The 23055-nt window shown below is 64.0% G+C and carries 23 protein-coding genes; 14 read left to right on the forward strand and 9 right to left on the reverse strand.

The genetic code is table 11. The annotated features are described in order from the left end of the window. The first annotated feature begins 20 nt into the window (after positions 1–20). Positions 21–1595 carry an IS66 family transposase gene (gene tnpC, locus ACN9M1_RS22425; RefSeq protein ID WP_426398811.1) on the forward strand — a complete coding sequence of 525 codons (1575 nt, stop codon included), beginning with the start codon at positions 21–23 and terminating at the stop codon, positions 1593–1595. A 162-nt stretch (positions 1596–1757) separates the two neighbouring features. Here the strand turns inward: tnpC and ACN9M1_RS22430 are convergent, their stop codons facing one another. Together ACN9M1_RS22430 and ACN9M1_RS22435 are read right to left on the reverse strand one after the other, a co-directional pair. After that, positions 1758–2186 carry a hypothetical protein gene (locus ACN9M1_RS22430; protein ID WP_426399050.1) on the reverse strand — a complete coding sequence of 143 codons (429 nt, stop codon included), beginning with the start codon at positions 2184–2186 and terminating at the stop codon, positions 1758–1760. A 138-nt stretch (positions 2187–2324) separates the two neighbouring features. After that, positions 2325–2612, reverse strand: coding sequence for a MarR family transcriptional regulator (locus ACN9M1_RS22435; RefSeq protein ID WP_426399051.1), 288 nt, complete (start codon positions 2610–2612; stop codon positions 2325–2327). Positions 2613–2814: 202 nt separating this feature from the next. Between ACN9M1_RS22435 and ACN9M1_RS22440 the strand changes: the two genes are divergently transcribed. Continuing rightward, the gene (locus ACN9M1_RS22440) at positions 2815–3600 is read left to right on the forward strand and encodes a S24 family peptidase (RefSeq protein ID WP_426399052.1); all 786 of its coding nucleotides are present in this window, start codon (positions 2815–2817) and stop codon (positions 3598–3600) included. A gap of 262 nt (positions 3601–3862) precedes the next feature. Here ACN9M1_RS22440 and ACN9M1_RS22445 read toward each other — a convergent pair whose 3' ends face one another. Next, on the reverse strand, positions 3863–4411 hold the full coding sequence (locus ACN9M1_RS22445) for a GNAT family N-acetyltransferase (protein ID WP_426399053.1): 549 nt from the start codon (positions 4409–4411) through the stop codon (positions 3863–3865). A 153-nt stretch (positions 4412–4564) separates the two neighbouring features. On the opposite strand from ACN9M1_RS22445, the gene ACN9M1_RS22450 reads away from it, so the two are divergent. Next, the gene (locus tag ACN9M1_RS22450; protein WP_426399054.1) at positions 4565–5548 is read left to right on the forward strand and encodes a DedA family protein/thiosulfate sulfurtransferase GlpE; all 984 of its coding nucleotides are present in this window, start codon (positions 4565–4567) and stop codon (positions 5546–5548) included. A gap of 367 nt (positions 5549–5915) precedes the next feature. On the opposite strand, the gene ACN9M1_RS22455 is transcribed toward ACN9M1_RS22450, so the two are convergent. The 6 genes from ACN9M1_RS22455 to fliF form a co-directional block, all read right to left on the reverse strand. Next, positions 5916–7523: a flagellar hook-length control protein FliK gene (locus tag ACN9M1_RS22455; protein ID WP_426399055.1), complete on the reverse strand. Its 1608-nt coding sequence runs from the start codon at positions 7521–7523 to the stop codon at positions 5916–5918. A 37-nt stretch (positions 7524–7560) separates the two neighbouring features. Further along, positions 7561–8025 (reverse strand): flagellar export protein FliJ, encoded by a 465-nt coding sequence (fliJ, locus tag ACN9M1_RS22460; RefSeq protein ID WP_426399056.1) that lies wholly within the window; start codon positions 8023–8025, stop codon positions 7561–7563. Positions 8026–8119: 94 nt separating this feature from the next. Continuing rightward, positions 8120–9559 carry a flagellar protein export ATPase FliI gene (gene fliI, locus ACN9M1_RS22465; protein WP_426399057.1) on the reverse strand — a complete coding sequence of 480 codons (1440 nt, stop codon included), beginning with the start codon at positions 9557–9559 and terminating at the stop codon, positions 8120–8122. After that, positions 9549–10292 carry a flagellar assembly protein FliH gene (gene fliH / locus ACN9M1_RS22470; protein WP_426399058.1) on the reverse strand — a complete coding sequence of 248 codons (744 nt, stop codon included), beginning with the start codon at positions 10290–10292 and terminating at the stop codon, positions 9549–9551. Before fliH ends, fliI begins: the two co-directional genes overlap by 11 nt. Before the next feature lie 35 nt (positions 10293–10327). Beyond that, a complete protein-coding gene (fliG, locus tag ACN9M1_RS22475) occupies positions 10328–11320 on the reverse strand; it encodes a flagellar motor switch protein FliG (protein ID WP_366170289.1) in 993 nt (330 codons plus the stop codon). Beyond that, positions 11317–13173, reverse strand: coding sequence for a flagellar basal-body MS-ring/collar protein FliF (gene fliF, locus ACN9M1_RS22480; protein ID WP_426399059.1), 1857 nt, complete (start codon positions 13171–13173; stop codon positions 11317–11319). Before fliF ends, fliG begins: the two co-directional genes overlap by 4 nt. Before the next feature lie 262 nt (positions 13174–13435). Between fliF and fliE the strand changes: the two genes are divergently transcribed. The 11 genes from fliE to ACN9M1_RS22535 are packed head-to-tail and all read left to right on the forward strand — an operon-like array spanning position 13436 to position 23050. Continuing rightward, on the forward strand, positions 13436–13780 hold the full coding sequence (fliE, locus tag ACN9M1_RS22485) for a flagellar hook-basal body complex protein FliE (RefSeq protein WP_426399060.1): 345 nt from the start codon (positions 13436–13438) through the stop codon (positions 13778–13780). Between the two features lie 43 nt (positions 13781–13823). After that, positions 13824–14933: a glycosyltransferase gene (locus tag ACN9M1_RS22490; RefSeq protein ID WP_426399061.1), complete on the forward strand. Its 1110-nt coding sequence runs from the start codon at positions 13824–13826 to the stop codon at positions 14931–14933. 10 nt (positions 14934–14943) lie between these two features. After that, entirely contained in the window at positions 14944–15717 is a 774-nt protein-coding gene (gene rfbF, locus ACN9M1_RS22495; protein ID WP_426399062.1) for a glucose-1-phosphate cytidylyltransferase, read from the forward strand. After that, positions 15702–16808 (forward strand): CDP-glucose 4,6-dehydratase, encoded by a 1107-nt coding sequence (gene rfbG, locus ACN9M1_RS22500; RefSeq protein ID WP_426399063.1) that lies wholly within the window; start codon positions 15702–15704, stop codon positions 16806–16808. The genes rfbF and rfbG overlap by 16 nt, the downstream gene beginning before the upstream one ends. Next, on the forward strand, positions 16805–17398 hold the full coding sequence (rfbC, locus tag ACN9M1_RS22505; RefSeq protein WP_426399064.1) for a dTDP-4-dehydrorhamnose 3,5-epimerase: 594 nt from the start codon (positions 16805–16807) through the stop codon (positions 17396–17398). Before rfbG ends, rfbC begins: the two co-directional genes overlap by 4 nt. After that, positions 17395–18534 (forward strand): DegT/DnrJ/EryC1/StrS family aminotransferase, encoded by a 1140-nt coding sequence (locus tag ACN9M1_RS22510; RefSeq protein WP_426399065.1) that lies wholly within the window; start codon positions 17395–17397, stop codon positions 18532–18534. Before rfbC ends, ACN9M1_RS22510 begins: the two co-directional genes overlap by 4 nt. After that, positions 18519–19361 (forward strand): phytanoyl-CoA dioxygenase family protein, encoded by an 843-nt coding sequence (locus ACN9M1_RS22515; protein WP_426399066.1) that lies wholly within the window; start codon positions 18519–18521, stop codon positions 19359–19361. Before ACN9M1_RS22510 ends, ACN9M1_RS22515 begins: the two co-directional genes overlap by 16 nt. 2 nt (positions 19362–19363) lie before the next feature. After that, positions 19364–20548 carry a class I SAM-dependent methyltransferase gene (locus ACN9M1_RS22520; protein WP_426399067.1) on the forward strand — a complete coding sequence of 395 codons (1185 nt, stop codon included), beginning with the start codon at positions 19364–19366 and terminating at the stop codon, positions 20546–20548. 17 nt (positions 20549–20565) lie between these two features. Continuing rightward, complete coding sequence (locus ACN9M1_RS22525) at positions 20566–21060, forward strand: GNAT family N-acetyltransferase (protein WP_426399068.1); 495 nt, start codon at positions 20566–20568, stop codon at positions 21058–21060. Then, positions 21057–21770 carry a WbqC family protein gene (locus ACN9M1_RS22530; protein ID WP_426399069.1) on the forward strand — a complete coding sequence of 238 codons (714 nt, stop codon included), beginning with the start codon at positions 21057–21059 and terminating at the stop codon, positions 21768–21770. The genes ACN9M1_RS22525 and ACN9M1_RS22530 overlap by 4 nt, the downstream gene beginning before the upstream one ends. Beyond that, the gene (locus ACN9M1_RS22535; protein ID WP_426399070.1) at positions 21767–23050 is read left to right on the forward strand and encodes a glycosyltransferase family 2 protein; all 1284 of its coding nucleotides are present in this window, start codon (positions 21767–21769) and stop codon (positions 23048–23050) included. Before ACN9M1_RS22530 ends, ACN9M1_RS22535 begins: the two co-directional genes overlap by 4 nt. Positions 23051–23055 lie beyond the last annotated feature (5 nt).

Here is a 23055-nt window from a genome sequence, read left to right on the forward strand (position 1 = left end):
GTATGTCGGTCCAAGCCGACATGCCCATCAACGTCACGATCGCCGCCGAGGAACTCCAGGAACTGCTGGCTGCGCGCGAGGCGCTTGGCCAGCTCCAGCGGGATCACGATGTGCTGCGTGGCGAGCTGCGCTTGGCAAAGGCCGAACGCGATCTGGCCGAGGAACGGTTGCGTGCCTATCGCCGCGAACTGTTCGGCGCGACCAGCGAGGCCCGCGATGCAGGCCAGCTCGGTCTGTTCAACGAAGCCGAAGCACTGACGGCCAGCGCGCAACCCGCACAGGAGGATGTCCCCGGCACGAAGGTCGCCGCGCACACGCGCAAGAAGCGCGGGCGCAAGCCGCTTGATCCCAATCTGCCTCGCGAAGTGGTGCGTCACGATCTGCCCGAGGCCGAGCGTTTCTGCGTCAACGATGGTCATGCGCTGGTCGAGATCGGCGTCGAAACCAGCGAGCAACTGGACGTGATTCCAGAACAGGTCCGCGTCATCCAGCACCAGCGCGTCAAGTACGCCTGCCCGTGTTGCGACCTGGGAATCAAGGTCACGCCGGCGCCGGCACGCATCATCCCTCGTGGGCTGTTCACCGAGTCAGCGCTGGCGTGGATCGCTACGGGCAAGTACCAGTTCGGCATGCCGCTGTACCGTCAGGCCGGCTTGCTGCGCCGCTTCGGCGGCGACATCTCGGCCAACACGATCGCCGCCAGCATGGTCCGCGTGGGCTTGGCGGTGCAGCCCGTGATCAACCTGCTGCGCGATACGCTGTTCGAGTCGGATCTGATCCATGGCGACGAGACGACATTCCAGGTCCTTAAGGAGCCAGGGCGCCGAGCGCAAGCCAAGAGCTATATCTGGGCGCAGATGAACGGATCGGGACCACCCGTGCGGCTGTTCAGTTACGCGCCGGGGCGCGGCGCTGCGCACGCCCGCGCGATCTACGCCGGAATCCGGCCGGGCACGGCATTGATCACCGACGGCTATGAACTCTACAACGGCCTGGCCGTCGACAACCAGCTCGTCCACTTGGGCTGCTGGGCTCACGCGCGCCGTGGCTTCATCAAGGCCGAGGAGGCGGTGCCGAAAGCCGCGCGCACGCCGCAGTTGACGGCTACGCGCTTCGTCAAGCTCATCGGTAGGTTGTTCGCTGCGGAATCGCGTTCGGCAGACTGGCCGGCGGCGCGCAGACAACGGCTGCGCCAGCGCTACAGCGCCCACGTCCTGCAGGCCATCGCAGCGTTGCTGCGCGAGCAGATGCCGGCCGTAGTGCCTGGCAGCTTGCTGGGCAAAGCCATGCAGTATCTCCACGGCCAGTGGCACAAGCTCGCCCGCTACGTCGAGGACGGTACATGGCCGATCTCCAACAATCCCTGCGAGAACGCGATCCGTCCGTTCGTGCTCGGAAGAAAGGGCTGGCTGTTTGCGACCACCGTGGCCGGCGCCAACGCAAGCGCCAATCTCTACTCGCTGGTCGAAACCTGTAAGGCCAACAGCCTCGATCCGTACCAGTATCTCGTCTGGCTGTTCAGGAAACTCCCGCTGGCGACAACCGTCGATGACTACGCCGCGCTCTTGCCGTGGGCCATGGCTGCGACACGCTGAGAGGCGTCGTTTAAAGACTGCTTACAGTCAATGCACCCCGGTGGGGTGCATGTCTCGGTCTGAACCGGTTACGCCGCGAGGGCAATCGAACATCTGGGAAACAGAATACGAAGGGGATATGTTCTGTGCAAGCGGTGTTCGAAAAAAAATTCGAAAAATTTTTCAGGCGTGCATTGGCACCGCTGCAGCAGCCGCGCGCACGGCCTTCGTCATGTGCACGCGCGCGACTTCCGAATCGATGACGTGCGACATGATCGACTGCGCCTTCGCCAGGCGCACTTTCCAGTGCTTGAGCGTGTGCGGCGATGCGCCGTACTTGCGCACGAGGATGCGGCACACCATCTCTGCTGGCATCCGGTGCACGTAGTGGTACTGCAGCAAGCGCTTCGCTACCGGGTCGGCAATCTTTTGCCAGGCGCGCTCTACCAGCCAGCCGTCATTCACGTCGATGGTGATGATGGCTTGCGGCGCGCCGGTCCCGGCATCGCGCATGGCGACGGCTAGGCGCGCCCACGATGCGCAGTATTGCGGTTGCCAGCTCGGGTCGCGTACCACGCGACTCCAGTTTTCCAAACGGTCTTCGATTCCCATGTCCTGCTTCCTTTTTTGTTCAGTGCTTATTGATGGCAGCTTATTGATGGCAGAGTTCGGCACGCGTCACTCGCGCCGTGCGCTGTTGCTGCGTTCGTTGTATTCACGGCAGCCAGCGCAAGATCGGGACACGCACATCTACTGCATGAGGCGTTCCGGCACGGGCACCGCACGCACAGATTGCACCCAGCGGCCCGTGGCGCTGCACTTGCGCTCCTCTGCCAGTTCAAGCCGCTTGGCGGCAATCAATTCGCTGCGGCGTGCCGAGACGCTCGACTTTTCAATGCGCAGCGCCTGCGCAATTTCAGCAATCGTGGCGGTGCCGGAGCGGGCCACGTAGTCGGCAATGCGATCGCATTGCAGCTTGGTGGTTGACGTGGTGCGGCCACGTCGGAAGACATCCATCGAAGTTTGGGCAACAGTCATGTGAAGAGACTCCAGTCGCGCGGCCAGATGCGCGCGGATTGAACGAGATTCGGATTGATCGGCCCGGCAGCCCCGGGGAAGTCGCGGAATGGGCGGAATGGGCGAGAAGGAGGCCGATGGGTTGTAATTTAGATGATTCTAAAATACAGTGTCAAGATATTTCTAAACCACACGTTAGAAGTTTCTTGCTCTAATGCGCCCCATGGACATCTACGACAACCGCCGCCAGTGGCTGACCTACTGGATCCAAACCCTCGTCAACGGTGACCGCTCGGAGTTCGAGCGTCAGTACGGGTACTCGCGCTCGCAGGTGGCGCAGTTCCTGTCGCGCACCTATCAGGATGGCCGCAGCATTGGCGACATCGCAGCGCGCCGGCTGGAGAAAAAGCTCGGGTTTGCCGATCGCATCATGGACACGCCGTTCTCCGATGCCGCTGCACAAGCGTCCGGCGGCAGCGCGGGCGATGTCGTTCGCACGGCTGCCAGCGCGCCGGCGCACAGCAAGGGTTTTCCGGCGCGGCCCATCACCACGTACGACAGCCTGGATGAATTGCCGACCGAGACGACCATCCTCATCACCCATGTTGACGTAGCGCTTTCCGCCGGCAACGGGCGAGAGACATGGCACGTGGAAGAGAAAGAGCCACTGCCATTTCAGGCCGACTACGTCCGCCGGCTAGACGCCAGCCCGAAGCACCTGGTGGCCGTGAAGGTGCGTGGCGACAGCATGGAACCGCGCCTGTTTGACGACGATACGGTGGTCGTCGACAAGGCGGACCGGCGCATCCCCACGGGCGGGGGCGTGTTTGCGTTGGTGTATTGCGGCGAGATGCTCGTGAAGCGGTTGTTTCGCCTGCCCGACGGCTCGATCCGCGTGGTGAGCGACAACAAGGAAAAGCACGACCCGTTCATCGTCCCGCCCGAGCAACTCGAGCACATCGATATCGTGGGTCGGGTGAAGTACCGATCGGGGATGGGCGACTTCTGAGCGCTGCCAGCGCCCTCAGCATGAAAACCCGCTACGGCGGGTTTTTCTTCGCGGCTCGCAACATTCTAAACGCCAAGAGTTAGATAATTCTTGACGATAAGGTTAGAAACATCTAATATGCTGGCTTGTCTGGTGCGCATCGGGGCACACCAGCAACCTAACGCCAACGGAATGACTGAGACCGAAACACTGAACCGAATACTTGAAGCCACGCGCAAGGCGTGGAACCTCCCAGCCTTTCAATGCGGCGCGTTGTCCCACCTCACAACGACCTCTGCATCAACAAACAATCCAGCCAGCGGTCAAACTTGTAACCGACCTTCTCCAGCACGCCCACTTCGCGAAACCCGCAGCGCGCGTGCAGCTTGGCCGAGCCCGGGTTCTCATGCCCGCCGCCCACCACCGCCACCATCTGCTTGAAGCCACGCGCCTGGCATTCGCGGATGAGGGTTTGCAGCAGCATCGTGCCGACGCCCCGCCCTTGTGCTGCGGTGTCGAGGTAGATCGAATCTTCCACCGTATTGCGATAAGCGGGCCGAGCACGGTGTGGGCCGGCATAGGCATAGCCGAGCAGCTTGCCGTCGGCTTCAGCCACCACGTAGGGCATGCCGGCGTCTTGCAGCGTTTGAAAGCGACGCGTCATCTCAGCCAGATCGGGCGGCTCCGTTTCAAAGCTGGCGGTGCCGGTGCGCACATGGTGCGTGTAGATGGCGACAATGGCCGGCAGGTCAGCCAGCGTGGCGGGGCGGATGCCAATGGCACCCGCGTCGTGCTTGGAAACGGAAATATCAGTGGGCATTGCGGAAGACATGGCAAGGAGCACGGATAAGAAAACGCCTATTGTCACGCCAATTCCACATGATGCGCACGTCACCCCCAACGACACGCTGGCATGGGTATCGGGCGACGCCGGAATGCGGTAACTTGGCAGACACATTTGCGCGCCGCCTCTCGCCCCTCCCTCATGCACGATCTGTTTCCCCTGCTCGCCGAATATGGCGCGTTTGCCGTCTTCCTCAATGTGCTGCTGACGCAAGCGGGCGCACCGCTGCCCGCTGTGCCGACACTGCTGGTGGGCGGCGCACTCACGCTGAGTGGCCCGCTGTATTTCATGGAATTGCTGCCGGCCGCCATCACCGGTGCGCTCATCGGCGATGGCCTGTGGTATCTGGCCGGCAAGCGCTATGGCCGGCACGTGATGGCGCTGCTGTGCCGGGTGTCGCTGTCGCCCGATTCCTGCGTGCGACGCACGCGTACGCAGTTCGAGCGCTGGGGTGCACCGCTGCTGCTGATTTCCAAATTCGTGCCAGGGCTGTCGACGGTGTCTTCAGCGTTGCTGGGCACCATGCGTACGCCGTTCAGCACGTTCGTCTTGTACAACCTGGGCGGTTCAGCGCTGTGGGCGGCGATCTGGCTGATGCTCGGGCGCATGGCGCACGACGGCATCGATCAGGCGCTGCGCCAGCTTGACGAACTCGGTACGCGCGCGGTCGCCTTGATCGTGCTGCTGGCTGCGGTGTATGTGACCGCGCGCTGGCTGCAGCGCTGGCGCTTTCGCAAGATGCTGGAGATGGTGCGGATCTCGCCCGATGAATTGCACGCGCTGATCGAATCGGGCGCGGCGCCGGTCATCATCGACGTGCGTGCGGACAGCTCGCGCCAAGTGCAGCCGCAACGCATTCCCGGTGCGGTGCTGTACGACATGTCGAGCAAGGGCAAGGACAGCGCGCTCGATATCGACGGCCCCGACCGCGAGATCATCATCTACTGCGCCTGCCCCAACGAGGCATCAGCCGTGATGGTGGCGCGCACGCTGGTGAGCCGCGGCTTCAAGCGCGTGCGTCCGCTGCATGGCGGTATCGATGCGTGGGTCGCGCGCGGCTATGGCGTGGAGCACGTGGTGCCGGTATCGCCGGCCACGCTGCAAGCCGCCGAGGCTCGCGCCTGAATTTGCAGCGCTCCAAAAACAAAAAGCGCACTTCTCAGTGCGCTTTCCCGTAAGTACGGCAAACATGCGGTGCGCCAGCCCCCCGGCTCGGACACGCCGCATCGGTCCGTTGGCATCCACCCGAAGGCGGATGTGGCGAAGTGATCCCCGTTTGATCCCGTCTTCGCCAGTCGGACTTGACCCCCTTGTTATTCATCACAACGTTGCCGCGTGCTGCATGCGGTTACGTTTGCGTTACTTCCCGTCCTTCTCGCTGCTTTCGTCGCCTTGCGGCTGGCCGTTATGACGGCACTCCCAACAATTAACGACTGGCCTTAGCCAAACTTTAGGCACCCCCTCCCTTCGGGGTGCGCATCATGGCAGCCCATCAAGCAAACGTGTCGATGGCGCCATCGTGGCTGGAGGCGCGTTGCGGCGTCACCGCCACGGTGCCGGTATCCGCGCGGCCTTGTGCACTGCCACCAAAGCGGCCACCGCCGTTGGCACCATTGCCACCGCCATTGCCTTGCGCAGACGAACCTTGCGATGCGTTCTGCTGCTGGCTGAAATCGCCCGTGCTGACCGAGGTTTGTGCGAGTTGCATGCCGCCTTGCTGCATGGCATCGCGCAAACGTGGCATGGCGTCTTGCACGAGTTCCGCCACCGCTTGGTGCTGGCAGACAAAGCTGGCGTTGACCGCACCGTTGTCGACATCCAGCTTGACGTGCAGCCCACCCAGCTCGGCCGGGTTCAACTGCAGTTCGGCCGACGATTGGCGATGCACCTGCATGAAGGCGAGCTGGCTGGCCATGCTGTGCGGCCACGCGGCATCACCCAGGGTGGGAAGCGTGTGAATCTGTGCTGGCGTGATGGTGGTGGCTGCTGCGCCCGTTGCTCCGGCATTGCCGACAGCAAAGGTCGGCGCCGCCATGCTGGCATCGCCATTGGCGCGCGCCAGCATGCCTTGGAACTGCGTGCCCGCGTTTTGCGCATCAGCGTGCGTGCCGGCGTTGCCGCCATTGCCCGCCTGACTGGTGGCATCGGCCATGGCCGCGGTGGCGGTTTGCGTGACGGTGCTGTGCGTATTCGCTTCGGCCCGCTTGGGCAGGCCGTGCTCGCCACTGGCGCCTTGCGTTTGCGACGTGCTGCCGAGTTGCCGCACCGTGGGCGGCGTGTTGTCGGCCGCAGCACGCGAGCGCGCGAGGGTCTGCGCCAGCGACGCGCTGTCAGGCAGCGCCGTAGCCGGCGGCGTTGGCGTGTTGGTGGTGCTCGCTGCACCGGCGATTGCCTTGGCGTCCTTCCCATCCTTGGCGGCTTGCAGTGCGGCTTGGCCGGCTTGTGCCAAGGTTGCAGCGGCGTCAGTCGTGCCCTGCGTACCAGCGGTGGTGGCAGCGGCGGCGTTCAGTGCGGCCAGCGTTGCGGCATCGGTTGCAGTCGATTTGCCGGCTGGTTGCGCGATGGCGGTGTCGGTGTTCGATGGGGTGGCGGGCTGCTGCGGCAGCACGGTCGCGGCCGCCTGCTGTGCAGCCTGGCGCGCGGCTTCGATCTGGGCCGCCAGTTGTGCGGCAGGGTCTACGACAGCCTGGGCCGCTGCGGCATCGAGGTCCTTGGCGTCTGCCGGCTGGGCCGGTTTGGCGTTGGCCACGTCTGGCGTGCTAGCGGCGGGCGCTGCAGGCTGAGTCGACGCGTTGGCATCGGCGGGTTTGGTGTTCTGGTCGTTGCGGGCGGCGTGGGCGCGGGCAGCGTCCTTTCGGGCGATATCTGCGCGGCGGCCGGCGGCATCGTTGGCCGTGGAGTGCGCATCTGCGCGGCGGCTCGCGGCGTCTTGCACGGCGCGGTCCTGTTGCAGGCGATCCGACAGCAGGTTACCGAACGTATCGGTACCGGACGATGTCGCTTGCGTCTTGTCAGCAGCGGTGTTGCTGGCTGAAAGCATGCCGCTCAGGTCTTTCGCAGCGGTGCTTTGGGCAGCATTGGGGGTGGCACTCAAACCCACGGTAACTCCGTCTTGGCGTTCTGCGTTCGTGTTCAATTCAATTGCCGCTCTGGGCCGCACGCATGCGGATCACCTTGGCGGCGTGCTCGTCGTTTTCGCGCTGGGCGCGGCGCTCCTGGTCCAGGCGCTGCTCTTCAATATGGCGCTGGCGCAGGATGTCGAACGACTGTTCGCGGCGTTGTTTCTCTAGCCAGTTGGCACGGCTGGCGGCAAGCTGGTTTTCCAGGGCGTTGATGGTGCCCTTCTGCTGGTGCACGGCGTTGCCCAGGCGGTCGATGAAGGCCGCGTAGTTGCGCAGGCGCGTGACATCAATGCCGTCACCGGCGGTCGCCAGCATCTGCTGGTGGTAGTTGTTGCGGTAGTCGGACAGCAGCGCCAGCTTTTGCGTGGCGGCCTCGCGCGTGTTCATCAGGCGGCCGACTTCCTGCGTGGCTTTCTCGGTGTCCTTCTGGGCCAGTTCCAGCACGGTTTCGAGGCGGAACGGCTTGTTCATGGTGGTCATGCGAGACCCTCCAGTTTCCCGTTACATCAACCAATCGGTCGCAAACTGCGCGGCTTTAGCATCCGGCCTCGGCCACCCTTGCGTTTTCATACTGTCAAGCCAGCACTGCGTTCATCTTTTCGAGCGTGTGCTCGCGGCTTTCGTTTTCAAACATGCCCTGCTGCAAAAACGCTTCCATGTCGGGGTAGCGGGCGATGGCCTGGTCGGTCATCGGGTCGCTGCCGCGTGCGTAGGCGCCCACGGCAATCAGGTCACGGTTGCGCTGGTAGCGGGCATAGAGCTGCTTAAAGCGGCGCGCGGTGTCCAACTGCTCGCGCGGCACGATGGCCGACATCACGCGGCTGATCGACTGCTCAATATCAATGGCGGGGTAGTGCCCCTGCTCGGCCAGCTTGCGCGAGAGCACAAAGTGGCCGTCCAGAATCGCGCGCGCCGCATCGGCAATCGGATCTTGCTGGTCATCGCCTTCGGCCAGCACGGTGTAGAACGCGGTGATGGAGCCGCCGCGGCCGCTCGCATCCACCATGCCGTTGCCGGCACGTTCGACCAGCGCCGGCAGCTTGGCAAACGCCGAGGGCGGATACCCCTTCGTAGCGGGCGGCTCGCCGATGGCCAAGGCGATCTCGCGCTGCGCCATCGCATAGCGTGTGAGCGAATCGACAATCAGCAGCACATTGCAGCCACGATCGCGGAAGTACTCCGCAATGGTGTGGGCGTAAGCGGCGCCCTGCAGGCGCATGAGCGGCGAATTGTCGGCCGGCGCGGCCACCACGGCCGAACGCGCAAGCCCTTCCTCGCCGAGGATCTCGTCGATGAATTCCTTCACTTCGCGGCCGCGCTCGCCGATCAGGCCAACCACTACCACGTCGGCCTGCGTGTAGCGGGCCATCATGCCCAGCAGCACGCTCTTACCGACGCCGGAGCCAGCAAACAGGCCCAGGCGCTGGCCTTGGCCCACCGTCAGCAAACCGTTGATAGCGCGCACGCCCACGTCGAGCACGTGCTCGATCGGCTTGCGCTTGAGCGGGTTCAGCGGCGCGGGGCTGAGCGAGCCCCAGGCGAGTTCGTCGTGCGTGCCCAGCGGCCCCTTGCCGTCGAGCGGCTCGCCGTTGGCATCCACCACGCGGCCCAGCAGGCGCGGCCCCACGGGCAGGAACTTGCTGTGTGAAATCGTCGGGTCGGCTGCATCGGCCGGCAGGTGTTGCGGCTCCAGGGGGAACACGCGCGCGCCGGGCACGACGCCCACCAGGTCCGTCTGCGGCATCAGGAAGGCGCGCTCTTCGGCAAAGCCCACCACTTCAGCCAGTACGTGGCGGCCATGCGGCAGCTCGACACGGCAAGCACTCCCCACCGGCAGCTTCAGGCCCACGGCTTCCATGACCAGGCCAGCCACGCGGGTGAGCTTGCCGCACGTCACCACCGGACGCGCCAGACGCGCACGCTTGGCGGTCTGCTGCAAGTGGGCTTGCCACAGACGCACGTTGGGGTTGCTGGCGGCGCCCTGCGCGGACGGCTGCACGGTCTCAAGCGACATGGAGCGCTCCTCCTGCCACGCGCTCGGCTTCCGAGCGTTCGCTGGCAATCCATGCGGTATCGCGGCCCAGCGCGCGGGTCAGTTCGGCCCAGCGCGTCGGCAGCGTGGCATCGGTTTCGCCAAAGCGGGTTTGTACACGGCAGCCACCGCGTTCGATGGCGGCATCGACGACCAGGGTCCAGCCGGCGGCGGCCAACTCGGCACCCAGCATCTGGCGGATCAACTCGGCATCGTCCGCATGCACGCGCAGCATGGCGGGCGCCGGTGCGGTGGGGGCATCGCCCAGCACCTCGCGCACGAGCGGCAGAATGCGCTCGGGCTGCGCATGCAGCGCGCCGTGCAAAAACTGCTGCGCCAGCTGTAGCGCCAAGTCCACCAGTTCTTCAGCAACGCTGCCGTTCAGTTGGTCCACCGCATCACGCACGGACTGCATGAGCGCGGCGATTTGCCTCGATTCTTCTTCACCCTGGCGGCGGCCTTGTTCAAAGCCGTCCTGAAAGCCTTGTGCAAAACCATCGCGGCGGCCTTGGTCACGGGCGTTGGCCAGTTCGGCGTCCAGCGCGGCCTGCCATTCCTCTTCGGAAATCGGCGGCTCTTCGGGTTCCACTTCGGGCGGCGGCGGGGGCGGTGCAGCGGCAGCCGCGGCCAGCGCAGCTTCGCGCACGAAATCTGTCGGCTCCCACGGCCGGTATTCGACCAGCGTGTCGCGCGGGATGATCGGCGGGCGCGGCATCTCAGCGCTCCACTACAGCAATGCGGCCGGTGCGGTCAGACATACGCGTCCTCCGCCTTGCGGCCGATGGTGATTTCGCCTTCGTCGGCCAAGCGACGTGCCACCACCAGGATTTCCTTCTGCTGCGCTTCGACTTCCGACACCTTGACGGGGCCCAGCACTTCCAGCTCTTCCTTGAGCATCGTGCCGGCACGCTGCGACATGTTGGCGAACACCTTGTCGCGGAACTCCTGCTTGGCACCCTTGAGCGCCACCACCAGCACTTCCTGGCTGACTTCGCGCAGCAGCGTCTGCAGTGCACGGCCGTCCAGGTCGATCAGGTTGTCGAACACGAACATCTTCTCGACGATGGCGTCGGCCAGTTCCGGATCGCGCGAACGCACGCCCTCGATAACGGAGGACTCCACGGCGCTCGGTACCAGGTTGAGGATTTCCGCTGCTGTGAGCACACCGCCCATCGCGCTCTTCTTGCGGTGGTCGTTGCCTTGCAGCAGCTTGGTCAGCACGTCGTTCAGCTCGCGCAGGGCGCTCGGCTGAATGCCGTCGAGCGTGGCGATACGCAGGATGGTGTCGTTGCGCAGACGCTCGGTGAAATAGGTCAGGATTTCCGAAGCCTGATCGCGGTCCAGGTGGACCAGGATGGTGGCGATGATCTGCGGGTGCTCGTTGCGGATCAGTTCGGCCACCGACGATGCATCCATCCACTTGAGGCCTTCGATGCCGCTGGTGTCGCCGCCCGAGAGGATCCTGTCGATGATGTTGGCAGCACGATCGTCGCCGAGTGCCTTGCGGAACACGGTACGGATGTACTCGTTGGAATCCACGTCCAGCGGCAGGTCTTCGGCTTCGACAAAGAAGGCGTCAAAGGCGTCGAGCACGCGCTCGCGCGACACGTTCTTGAGCGCGGCCATGGTGGCGCCCAGCTTCTGCACTTCGCGCGGGCCCAGGTGCTTGAGCACCTCGGCAGCTTCGCTTTCGCCCAGCGACATCATCAGGATGGCGCTGCGTTGGAGTCCTTCGGCGCTCATTCGTTATTCACCCATTGCTTGATGACGGCCGCGACGGCGCGCGGGTTGCTCTGCGCCACACGGCGCATGGTTTCGAGCTTCTTCTCGAAGTCGTTGTTCTTGAGTTGCGGCAAGGCGTCCGGCAGTTCTTCGTCGGCGCCGCCCACAGCGGGGCCAGCCCCGGACATCGGGCCTTCCAGTTCCGGCCCGGCCGACGCTGCGGCGCCGGTGATGATGGGCGCGTTCGGGTCGTCGCCTTCGCGGCCCACGAAGGTGGCTCCGGTGGTCGACTGCGGGTCCGCCTTCTTGCCCATCGAGCGGATCAGCGGGCGCAGCACCCCAAACACCAGGATCAGGAAGCCCACCGCCAGCGCCAGGTACTTGGCCGCCTGGATGGCGTACTGAATCATCTCCGGCTGCTTCCACAGCGGCAGGTCGTCCTTGGCCACCGGCAGCGTGCCCGAGAACTGGCTGTTGACCACGTTCACGGAGTCGCCACGCTTGGCATCAAAGCCCACGGCGTCCTTCACCAGCGCGTTGAGCTTGGTCATGTCGGCGTCGGACAGCGGCTTCCAGGCCTTGCCGTCAGCGCGGTAGTTGACCACCACGGCCACCGACAGGCGGCGCACGGTACCCACCGCAGCGCGCGTGCGGCGCACGGTCTTGTCGACTTCGTAGTTGGTGGTGGTATCGCGGGTGCTGGATGTGGCGCCGTTAGACGTCGCACCGTTTGTGCTGGCAGCGGCGGCCGGTTGTTGCGGCTGGCCGTTCGGGCCTGTTGCAGCCGGTTGCGAAGCCGGTGCCGGTGCGGTCGGCAGCATGCGCGGCGCGGTCGGCGGCTGGTTGGACAGCGCGCCCGGCACGCCACCCTGGGCGTCGGCCTTGTTCTGCATGGCTTCTGCGGTGTGCGTGCTGCGCACGGCGGCGTTGGCCGGGTCCTGGTTTGGACGGTACGTCTCGGCCATCTGCTCGGTGTTGTCGAGGTCAACGTCGGCCGTCACTTGGGCGCGCACGTTGTCTTCGCCCACCACGGGGCCGAGGATGGCTTCAATGCGCTTGATATAGCCCTGCTCGACTTCGCGCACGTAGTTCAGTTGCGTCGGGTCCAGGCCCGAAGCGTTGTCCTGGAACGACGACGACAGCAGACGGCCGGATTGGTCCACCACCGTCACGTTGGCCAGCGGCAGGTTCGGCACGCTGCTCGACACCAGGTGGCCAATGGCCTGCACCTGCGAGCGATCGAGCATGCGGCCCGGATACAGCGTCAGCAGCACCGAAGCGCTGGGCTTGGCCTGCTCGCGCACGAACACCGACGGTTTGGACAGCGCCAGATGCACGCGGGCGGACTGCACCTCCTGCATGGCCTGGATGGTGCGGGCCAGTTCGCCTTCCAGGGCGCGCTGGTAATTGACCTGTTCGGCAAACTGGCTGGTGCCGAATTTCTGGTTTTCCATCAGCTCGAAGCCGGCCAGGCCGCCCTTGGGCAGCCCTTGCGACGCCAGCTTCAGGCGGGTTTCGTGCACATTGGCTTCCGGCACCATGATGGCCGTGCCGCCGTCGGCAAAGCGATACGGCACGTTCATCTGCTGCAGGGCAGCGATGATGGCGCCGCCGTCAGCGTCGCTCACGTTGCTGAACAGGACACGGTAATCCGGCCCCCGGCTCCATAGCGTGGCGGCAGCGATCACGGCCACCAAGGCGGCTGCGCCGATCATCATGAGCAGACGCGGCGACAGACGGCCGAACGGGCCCAGCGCACCGAATGCACCAGCGGCTCCCGTGTTCTGGCGCACGACCGCGCCCTGGCCTACCGCCGGCATATCCACCGTACCGAGCGTGTCGGCGACAGCAACCGAATCGGCTGTCGTTGGCATCCCAAATCTCCTGACTGACTGCGTTGCTTGAGCCCCGAACCCGGAAAGCGGGCATGGCTCCGTGGTTGCCATTATCGGCAGCGGGTCGGCAAGCAAATCGGCAAGAAGAGGGCCTTTTCCCGCTCTTTTGGGCGCTTGGAACCGGCGGGCGGGCGGCTACCTTTGCAGCACCGTGGCGCCAGACCGGCTTCGGCTATCCCCTAAACGGGGGCCAAAGTGCCGGCCGGCGCGTCACAACGCAAAAGTGGAGTTTCTGTCACACATGGATATTACGAACGCCAATTCGGTGGTGTCGCTCATGAACAGCGTGCTGGCCCCGTCGAGCCCCCTTGGTGGCGCTGGTGGCATCGGCGGCAGCGCCGGTGGCGCCGACACCAAGGTCAGCGTGGATTTCGGCTCGGTGCTCAAATCGTCACTCGATCGGGTGGACGCCTCGCAGCAAAAAGCCGAATCCATCTCGCGCAGCTTTGAAATGGGCAACAACGACGTGGATCTGCACGATGTGATGCTTTCGCTGCAGAAGGCCAACATCGATATGCAGACGGCCGTGCAGGTGCGCAACAAGTTGGTGTCTGCTTACCAAAGCATCATGAGCATGTCGATCTGACGGATCGGGCAACTCGCGCTGTCGTTTTTTTCTGGAAGCCCGCATGTCCAAACACGCCAAACACCGTGCCCGGTCTGATATCGCGTTGGTGGTCATCGCCCGCAATGAGGCCGCCTGCATCGAGCGCTGCCTGTTGAGCGCCAAGCCGCATGTCGACCGGATGATCGTGCTGGACACGGGTTCCACCGACGACACCGTGGCGATTGCCAAGGCATGCGGGGCGCAGGTCCATCATTTCAAATGGGTGGATGATTTTTCCGCCGCCCGCAATGCTGCGCTGGCCGCCGCCAATGCGGACTGGAACCTGATGCTCGATGCCGATGAGTGGATCGAGGCCGGCACCGAAGAACTGCGCGACGCCTGCACCTACGGCCCGCTGCTGGGCGTGGTGTGCATCCGCAGTGAATACGACATCTCGGGCCACGTAGAGCATTCCAACAGCTGGATTGCCCGCCTGCTGCCGCGCGGCGTGCGCTACAAGGGGCGCATCCACGAGCAGCCCAGTGCCAATCTGCAGCGCGTGCGCCTACCGCTGGTGATCGGCCACGACGGCTACATGAACGCCAAGCTGGATAAGAAGCGCGGGCGCAACCACACCCTGCTGCAACTGGAACTGGCCGCGCATCCGGATGACCCGTACGTGCTCTACCAGATGGGCAAGGATTTCGAGATCAACCAGAAAGACCCGGCCCAGGCCGCCGCGCACTACCAGCGCGCCCTGACGAAGGCGCCCAAGGAAGCGCCCTATCGCCACGATCTGTGCATCTGCCTACTGGCGTGCCTGTCCAAATCGAAGCAACTGGATGCGGCCATCACCCAGGCTGGTGAATGGATGGAGGAGTGGTCCGGCTCGCCCGACTACTTCTACATGCTCGGCCACCTGATGTTCGAGGCCGCCGCGCAAGACCCCGCCCAGGCCGAGAAGCAATGGCTGCCGATGGCGGAAAACGCCTTCCTGAAATGCCTGGAGATTGGCGAGCAGCCCAAACTGGACGCCGCCGTGTTCGGACGCGGCAGCTTTGCCGCCGCAAAGTACCTGGCGCTGACCTACCGCGCCCTGGCCGACACGCTGGCCATCAAGTCGAACCACTATTCCGATATCGCACGGCAGATGCAGCAACAGAACGCCGGCGCGAACGCGGTCGCTGCATGAGTACGCAATCATGAAGACAGTCATCCTGGCCGGGGGCCTCGGGACACGGATCAGCGAGGAATCGCACCTCCGCCCGAAGCCCATGATCGAGATCGGTGGCCGCCCGATCCTCTGGCACATCATGAAGATCTACTCTGCCCACGGCATCAACGATTTCATCATCTGCCTGGGTTACAAGGGCTACGTGATCAAGGAGTACTTCGCTAACTACTTCCTGCACATGTCGGACGTGACGTTCGACATGTCGAAGAACGAAGTGACCGTGCACGAGCGCCACGCCGAGCCCTGGCGCATCACCCTGGTCGACACCGGCGAACAATCGCAGACCGGCGGGCGTCTGAAGCGCGTGGCCGCCTATCTGGACCCGAACGAGCCGTTCTGCTTCACCTACGGCGACGGCGTGTCCGACATCGACATCACCAGCAAGATCGCCTTCCATCGCGAACACGGCAAGATGGCCACGGTGACGGCCGTGCAGCCGCCGGGCCGCTACGGCATGCTCCAGCGCGATGGCAACAGCGTGACCGGCTTTACCGAGAAACCGCCCGGCGATGGTGGCACCTGGATCAACGGCGGCTTCTTTGTGCTGAACCCGTCCGTTATCGAATACATCGCCAGCGAAGACACCCCCTGGGAAGGCGCACCGATGTCGCGCCTGGCCGAGATGGGCGAACTGAATACGTTTGAACACCACGGCTTCTGGCAGCCGATGGACACGCTGCGCGACAAGAACAGCCTGGAAGCCCTGTGGCAATCGGGGAGTGCACCATGGAAAAAGTGGTGACGCTGCACCCCACCGCCTGGGCCGGCAAGCGCGTCTTCCTGACCGGGCACACTGGCTTCAAGGGAAGCTGGCTGGCGCTGTGGCTGCGCCAGCTTGGCGCGGAAGTCTACGGCTACAGCCTGGCCCCGGAGACGACCCCGAATCTGTTCACGTCTGCCGACGTGGAATCCGCATTGGCCGGTCATACGCTGGGCGACATCCGTGATGCGGAGGCCCTGCGCGAAGCCATGGCCGCCGCGCGGCCCGACGTGGTCTTCCACTTGGCGGCCCAACCACTGGTGCGTGCCTCGTACAAGGACCCGACCGGCACCTACGCCACCAACGTGATGGGCACGGTGAACGTGCTGGAAGCCGCGCGCGCCTGCAGCGGCCTCTCGGCCATCGTGATCGCCACAACCGACAAGTGCTACGACAACCGCGAGTGGGCCTGGGGCTACCGCGAAACCGACGCGCTGGGCGGCCATGACCCGTACAGTGCCTCCAAGGCGTGCGCCGAACTGGTGGTCGCGAGTTACCGCCGCGCATTCTTCGCCAATGGCCCGTTGCTGGCCACCGGTCGCGCGGGCAACGTCATTGGCGGCGGCGACTGGTCGGAAGACCGGCTCATCCCCGATGCCGAGCGCGCCATGCGTGCCGGTACCCCCCTGATCATTCGCTCGCCGCACGCAACGCGGCCATGGCAGCACGTGCTGGATTGCCTGCACGGCTATCTGATGCTCGCCCAGCGCCTGCTGGCCGGTGATGCATCGTGCGCTACCGCCTGGAATTTCGGCCCGGATAGCGCTGCCACGCGCACGGTCGAACAGGTCTTGCAAGGGTTGCAGAAACATTGGCCCGCGCTGATCTGGCAACTGGACGCCAACGCCACGACCGGCCGTCACGAAGCAGGCATGCTCCACCTTGACGCCAGCCGGGCCCGGCAACAGCTAGGCTGGCAGACAGCGTGGTCGTTTGAAACCGCGCTGGAACACACGGCCGCCTGGTACCGGCATCTGCATGACAAGACGGCGGATGCCCGCACGCTGTGCGACCAGCAGATCGACAAGTTCACCGCAACTGCATCGACCGCCACATCTTGGAGCGCCGCATGAGCCGCTTCACCCTGACGCCGACTCCGCTGGCCGGCGCGGTGGAAATCGACCGGAAGATCATCGGCGACCACCGCGGCTACTTCACGCGCTTCTTCTGCGCAGAAGACCTGGCCGCTGCCGGCTTCGACAGCCCGGTCGCGCAGATGAACCACTCGTATTCCGGCAAGCGCGGCACAGTGCGCGGGCTGCACTTCCAATATCCGCCGCATGCCGAGATCAAGCTGGTGAGCTGTGTGCGCGGCCGCGTGTTCGATGTGGCAGTCGACCTGCGCGCCGGCTCACCGACGTTTTTGCAGTGGCATGCGGTAGAGCTTTCCGCCGAGCGCCACAACAGCCTGCTGGTGCCGAAAGGTTTTGCTCACGGCTTCCAGACGCTGGAAGACGATTGCGAGCTGCTGTACCTGACCTCGACGCCGTACGCCCAAGCCGCTGAAGACGGCATCAATCCGACCGACGGCCGCCTCGACATTGCCTGGCCGCTCGCCATCACCGAATGCTCCGACCGGGACCGCAACCATCCGCCGCTGACCAACGCGTTCACGGGGATTGTCTTGCCGGCCCCGCATCCTGAACTGCAGGAACAGCCATGACCCAGAAGATTCTGTATTCCAAGCCGTCGATCACCGAGCTGGAGGTCGAATACGCCACCGACGCCGCACGTAACGGCTGGGGCGACCAGTGCTACGCCTACATCAACCGCTTTGAGAAGCAGTTTGCCGAGTTTGCCGGCACGCAGTACGCCATTGCCACCTCCAGCTGCACCGGCGCCATGCACATGGGCCTGGCCGCACTTGGCATCGGCGCGGGCGATGAGGTGATCCTGGCAGATACCAACTGGATCGCCACGGCCTCGCCCATCACCTATGTGGGCGCCACGCCCGTGTTTGTCGACATCCTGCCCGACACGTGGTGCATTGACCCGGCGCGCGCGGAAGCGGCCATCACGCCGCGCACCAAGGCCATCATCGCCACGCACCTCTACGGCAACCTGTGCGACATGGACCAGTTGCTGGAGATCGGCAAGCGCCACGGCATTCCCGTCATCGAAGACGCAGCCGAGGCGCTGGGCTCGCGCTGGCATGGGCACGCCACGGGCGCACAGGGCATCTTCGGCACGTTCTCGTTCCATGGCACGAAGACCATGACGACCGGCGAAGGCGGCATGTTCATCACCAACGACCGCGCGCTGTACGACCGCGTGATGACGCTGAACAACCACGGCCGCGTGCCGGGCGGCAAGCAGTTCTGGTCAGACTTCATCGGCTTCAAGTACCGGATTTCGAATATCCAGGCTGCCATCGGCTGTGCGCAGCTTGAGCGGATCGACACACTGGTTGAACGCAAGCGCGAGATCTTCGCGGCATACCAGCAGCATCTGGGGGGCGTGGCCGGCCTCGCGCTCAACCCTGAGGCACCCGGCACGCTCAACAGTTACTGGATGCCCACCGTCGTGTTTGACGAGGCACTGGGCATCACGCGCGATGGGCTGCTGACCGCGTTCTCGCGCCGCGGCATCGATGCACGCGTGTTCTTCTATCCGCTGAGCCAGATGGGCCTCTTTGGTGACGCACGAGGCAATACGCCCAACAGCTATGCAATTGCCGAGCGCGCCATCAATCTGCCGTCGTATCACGACATGTCGAGCGCAGACATCGACACGGTGTCGCAAGTGGTGCTCGATCTTGTGCAAGAGCATCAGGAGAAGCAGACATGCCTGGCATCCTGACCCCCGATCAGATTGAGACCTTCCAGCGCGACGGCCTGCTGATCCTGCGTGACTTCTATGCGCCGGATCAGGTGGTGCCGATTCAGCGCGCGATCTACGACATCATCGGTCTCGTCATCGACAAGTACCGGCTCGACATCGCGCGCGCGCCGTTTGCACCGGAACGCTTTGACGACGGCTACCAGGCAGTCATCAAGGCCAATCGCAAATACGGCGCCGAGGTGTACGACGCGGTCAAGCAGATCCCGGCGTTTGTGCGCCTGCTGGGCGATCCGCGCCATGAACACCTGGTGACCGACGTACGCCCCGGCGCGCTGCCGGGCATTGCGCACGCCGGCTCCGGCATCCGCATCGACAACCCGCGTGAAGAGAAATTTCGCGCCAACTGGCATCAGGAATATCCGGCCCAGCTGCGCAGCTTGGACGGTGTGGTGTTCTGGAGCCCGCTGGTGGAGATCACGACCGAGATCGGCCCTGTCGAGTTCTGCCCCGGTTCGCACGTGGAAGGACCGCTGCCTGTGTTCAGCGCCGACCCGGACAACGCCGGCAAGCAAGGCGCTTATGCACTGCTGATCAAGGATGAGGCGAGCTACCTCGCACGCTATCCGCACGTGCAGCCGCTGACCAAGCCGGGTGATCTGGTGATGGTGGACTTCCTAGTGCTGCATGCATCTGGCCACAACACGAGCCAGCGTTCGCGGTGGTCGATGCAATTCCGCTATTTCAATTTCTGCGAGCCGACCGGGCGCTCGCACGGCTGGAAGGGTTCATACGCCAATGGCGTCGACTTCCGTACCGTCCATCCCGAACTTTCTGTGGAAGCCTGACCATGACTACAGGTGCACTGCCTTGCAATGTCTGCCAGCAACCGCTGCCAGAGCCGATTTACCACGCCCCGCAAAGCGCGCTGTCATCGCTACGCCGCGCCATGGAAGGCACGCTCGAGGTGTTCTGCTGTGCCGCGTGCGGCCACATTCAGACCGTCGAGCTGTGTGACAACGGCAGCTTCTACGACACCGAATACGACATCCTCGTGGGCAGCGAGGAAGAAGACCAGATCTACGCAGTCGAGAACGGCCAGAAGATTTTCCGCGCCGATCACCAGGTCACCCTCTTCCAGAAAAAGCTGCTGCTGCAGGGGGCGCTACATGAGGGCGCCCGCGTGGTCGACTTCGGCTGCGCGAAGAGCGCGACCATGCGCCTGCTCAAACAGCAGCGGCCGGATGTGAGCGTCCACCTGTTCGACATCAGCGACCGCTACGTCGGCTTCTGGGAGAAATTCCTCAGCCCCGAGCAATGGGCCACGTACACCATCCCGGCGGCGTGGCAACGTTCGTTCGATGTGGTCAGCTCGTTCTTCTCGCTGGAGCACATTCCCGACCTGACGACCGCACTGCGCAACATCCACGGCCTGCTGCGTGACGGCGGCCGGCTGTACGCCATCGTGCCGAACACGTTCACCAATTCGGTGGATTTTCTGGTGGCGGATCACGTTAACCACTTCACGCACACGTCGCTGCAGACGCTGCTGGCCAACCACGGGTTTGATCTGCTAGAAGCCGATGCACAGAGCCATCGCGGCGCGTTCGTCGTCACGGCTGTGCGTCGTCCTGGCGACAGCAAAGTCGCACCGATGCTGGATGCACAGGAATTGGCAGATACGCAGAGCGCAGCCACCCGGCTCGCCCGCTTCTGGCAGCAAGCCTCCAGCCACCTGACGGACTTTGAAACGCAGCACGGCGGCGCACCGGCGGTGATCTACGGAGCCGGATTCTACGGCGCCTATACCGCCAACAATCTGCAACAGCCGCATGCGTTGCGCGCGTTTGTTGACCAGAACCCGTACCTGCAAGGGTCGTCTCTGGCAGGCAAGCCGGTCGTTGCGCTGGACAGCATTCCGGACGAGGTCGAGGTGGTGTATCTGGCCGTCAACCCAGTGATTGCCGACGAAGTGCGGCACACCGTGGAAGCCGCGTATCCGAACCGCTTCCGCTACTTCCGCTTCCAGCCATGATTGCGCGCGGCAACCTCATGCTTCGGGAATGGCGCGAGAGCGACATCCCGCAACTGCTGCCGCTGCGCAACGATGTGCCGACGCAGCTTCAGTTGATGACGCGTCCGCGGCCGAACTCCGCGGCCAGCGTGCGCGACTGGCTGATGGGCAAATCGAAGCAAAGTGAGGTGGTGCTCTTCATCATCGCCAGCCAGGCGGATGACAGCGTGCTGGGTTACCTCCAACTGAACCACATCGACGCGGTCAACCGGCATGCGTCGCTGGGTATCTGCCTGGCTTCGTCCGCGCAAGGCCAGGGCCATGGGCGTGCTGCATGCGAAGCCGCGTTTGCCTACGCCAGCGAAACGCTGTGCCTGCGCAAGATCACACTGGAAGTGCTGGCCGAGAACACACGCGCCATCGCGCTGTACGAAAAGCTCGACTTCCGGCACGTCGGCACGTTGAACGCGCACTACCTGCAAGACAACCGCTGGCACGACGTTGTCCTCATGGAGCGGATGCTGACGTCATGAAGGTCGTGATCACACAACCGATGCTGTTCCCGTGGGTCGGCCTGCTCGAGCAGATCGAACTGGCGGACGTGCTCGTCAACTACGCCGACGTGCAGTTCTCCAAGGGCAGCTTCACCAACCGCGTGCAGATCAAGGAGCCAACCGGCACGCGGTGGATGACGGTGCCGCTGGAGAAATTCCACCTCGGCGCGCGCATTGATGAAGTCAAACCCGCCAGCAACGTCGACTGGCGCGCGCAGCATCTGCGCATGCTGGAACAGGCCTACGAGGCAGCGCCCTATGCCGGCGACATGCTGGCCCTGGTGCGCTCGGTGTACGAGGTGGACTACACGAACATGGGGGCGCTTGCACTGGCCTCCATGCGCGCGGTCTGCCGCTACCTGGGCATCGAGCTGGACCGCAAGTTTGTCGATGCGCCCGAGCTGGACATCCCTGGCCGCAACACCGACCGCGTGCTGGCCATCGTGCAGAAGCTGCAGGGCGACACCTACATCACCGGGCACGGCGCCAAGAACTACCTGGCCCATGCCGAGTTCGAGCAGCACGGCATCACCGTTGAATACATGAACTACGCCATGCGGCCGTATGGGCAATTGCATGGTGCGTTCACCCCCTTCGTCAGCAGCCTGGATCTGATTGCCAATCAAGGTCCGGCAGGCAAGCAGTACGTGAGCCCTCAGACCCTCAACTGGCGCGAGTTCATCCAATGAGTGAAATCGAAGCGATCCAAACCGAAGCGCCGCAAGATGTGGCCCCCATCATGCCCGCCATGCAGGCTGAGGCCGTCCAGCAGGTTGCCTTGAGCGTCTGCATCCCGACCTACAACCGCGCCCGCTACCTCGACAATCTGCTCGCAGAACTCGTCTCGCAGATTGGCGAGCTGAAGTTCAGCTACGAATTGCTGATCGGCGACAACTGCTCGACCGACAATACCGAAGCGGTGGTGGCCAAGTATCAGGACAAGCTGAACATCCGGTATTTCCGCCGCCCGTCCAACCTGGGATCGGCCGAGAACCTGAACCAGCTCTATCGCAGCGCGCAGGGCAAGTACGTGCTCTACCACGCCGACGACGACCTGCCGATCCTGGCCGAGATCAGCAACAACATCGACATTTTCGAGCGTAACCCGGGCGTGGATGTCATCTTCGCGCCATGGCTCATCCATGATCTGCCATCGCGCGAAGATGTGACCGCCTTCTACCGCCAGGACGACAACTACCTCATCGAGCAGCATGACTATGCCAAGCTGCTGGCGCTGGTACTGTCGCATCACCTGTTTCCGGAGATCTACATCGCGCGTCGCGAGGTGATGAACCGCATCTATTTCAGCGCGCCGGAGCACGCGTTCTACGCCTTCGTGCACGCGGCGGAAATGCTCGGCTCCAGTGCCGTGTACTTCAGCAAGACACCGTTCTACCGTTCGGTCACGCGCTACTTTGCCGACGAGACCCGCGCACAGGCCGGCAACGAAGAAGTGAAATACGCATGGGACCGCTATCGCGGCGGCCTGGAATACCTGTTCGGCAAGTTCTCGCACACTGTGCCGGCCGCCGAGCGACCGGAGTGGCTGAACGCCATCAACCAGTTCGTACTCGCGCGCATGAAGGTGGCGCTGCGTCTGCGCACGCATGAAGGCGGCAACTGGATCGACAACTACTACATCGCCAACCGCGTCCGCGCACTGGGTGAAGTGGCCGACCTGCCCGCGCATTACGACCTGTACCGCGTCAACGCCGCGTTCGAATACCTGACCAAGCTCGACCCGTTCAAGCCCGAGCAGCCCAAGTACGCCACCCTGCGCCGCGCGCCGCTGCAGATCTTCCACCACGCGCAAGGCTTTGCCGGAACGGAGTTCCTGGTGCTGGACGACGACGACGCCATTCCGCACCACACCATCGTGGTCACGCCGATCCCGATGGACATCCGAGTGCCGGCAGGCCACGAAGTCTGCTTCGTGTCTGAACTCGAAACGCTCGCTAAATTTCCCTGAGTCAC

The organism is Ralstonia sp. R-29, from assembly GCF_049913345.1.
In the GTDB taxonomy this organism is placed as follows: domain Bacteria; phylum Pseudomonadota; class Gammaproteobacteria; order Burkholderiales; family Burkholderiaceae; genus Ralstonia.

Coding starts and splice junctions, on each gene's coding strand:
- tnpC (WP_426398811.1), top strand. CDS start 21: ATGCCCATCAACGTCACGATCGCCGCCGAGGAACTCCAGGAACTGCTG.
- ACN9M1_RS22430 (WP_426399050.1), bottom strand. CDS start 2,186: ATGGGAATCGAAGACCGTTTGGAAAACTGGAGTCGCGTGGTACGCGAC.
- ACN9M1_RS22435 (WP_426399051.1), bottom strand. CDS start 2,612: ATGACTGTTGCCCAAACTTCGATGGATGTCTTCCGACGTGGCCGCACC.
- ACN9M1_RS22440 (WP_426399052.1), top strand. CDS start 2,815: ATGGACATCTACGACAACCGCCGCCAGTGGCTGACCTACTGGATCCAA.
- ACN9M1_RS22445 (WP_426399053.1), bottom strand. CDS start 4,411: ATGTCTTCCGCAATGCCCACTGATATTTCCGTTTCCAAGCACGACGCG.
- ACN9M1_RS22450 (WP_426399054.1), top strand. CDS start 4,565: ATGCACGATCTGTTTCCCCTGCTCGCCGAATATGGCGCGTTTGCCGTC.
- fliJ (WP_426399056.1), bottom strand. CDS start 8,025: ATGACCACCATGAACAAGCCGTTCCGCCTCGAAACCGTGCTGGAACTG.
- fliI (WP_426399057.1), bottom strand. CDS start 9,559: ATGTCGCTTGAGACCGTGCAGCCGTCCGCGCAGGGCGCCGCCAGCAAC.
- fliH (WP_426399058.1), bottom strand. CDS start 10,292: ATGCCGCGCCCGCCGATCATCCCGCGCGACACGCTGGTCGAATACCGG.
- fliG (WP_366170289.1), bottom strand. CDS start 11,320: ATGAGCGCCGAAGGACTCCAACGCAGCGCCATCCTGATGATGTCGCTG.
- fliF (WP_426399059.1), bottom strand. CDS start 13,173: ATGCCAACGACAGCCGATTCGGTTGCTGTCGCCGACACGCTCGGTACG.
- fliE (WP_426399060.1), top strand. CDS start 13,436: ATGGATATTACGAACGCCAATTCGGTGGTGTCGCTCATGAACAGCGTG.
- ACN9M1_RS22490 (WP_426399061.1), top strand. CDS start 13,824: ATGTCCAAACACGCCAAACACCGTGCCCGGTCTGATATCGCGTTGGTG.
- rfbF (WP_426399062.1), top strand. CDS start 14,944: ATGAAGACAGTCATCCTGGCCGGGGGCCTCGGGACACGGATCAGCGAG.
- rfbG (WP_426399063.1), top strand. CDS start 15,702: ATGGAAAAAGTGGTGACGCTGCACCCCACCGCCTGGGCCGGCAAGCGC.
- rfbC (WP_426399064.1), top strand. CDS start 16,805: ATGAGCCGCTTCACCCTGACGCCGACTCCGCTGGCCGGCGCGGTGGAA.
- ACN9M1_RS22510 (WP_426399065.1), top strand. CDS start 17,395: ATGACCCAGAAGATTCTGTATTCCAAGCCGTCGATCACCGAGCTGGAG.
- ACN9M1_RS22515 (WP_426399066.1), top strand. CDS start 18,519: ATGCCTGGCATCCTGACCCCCGATCAGATTGAGACCTTCCAGCGCGAC.
- ACN9M1_RS22520 (WP_426399067.1), top strand. CDS start 19,364: ATGACTACAGGTGCACTGCCTTGCAATGTCTGCCAGCAACCGCTGCCA.
- ACN9M1_RS22525 (WP_426399068.1), top strand. CDS start 20,566: ATGCTTCGGGAATGGCGCGAGAGCGACATCCCGCAACTGCTGCCGCTG.
- ACN9M1_RS22530 (WP_426399069.1), top strand. CDS start 21,057: ATGAAGGTCGTGATCACACAACCGATGCTGTTCCCGTGGGTCGGCCTG.
- ACN9M1_RS22535 (WP_426399070.1), top strand. CDS start 21,767: ATGAGTGAAATCGAAGCGATCCAAACCGAAGCGCCGCAAGATGTGGCC.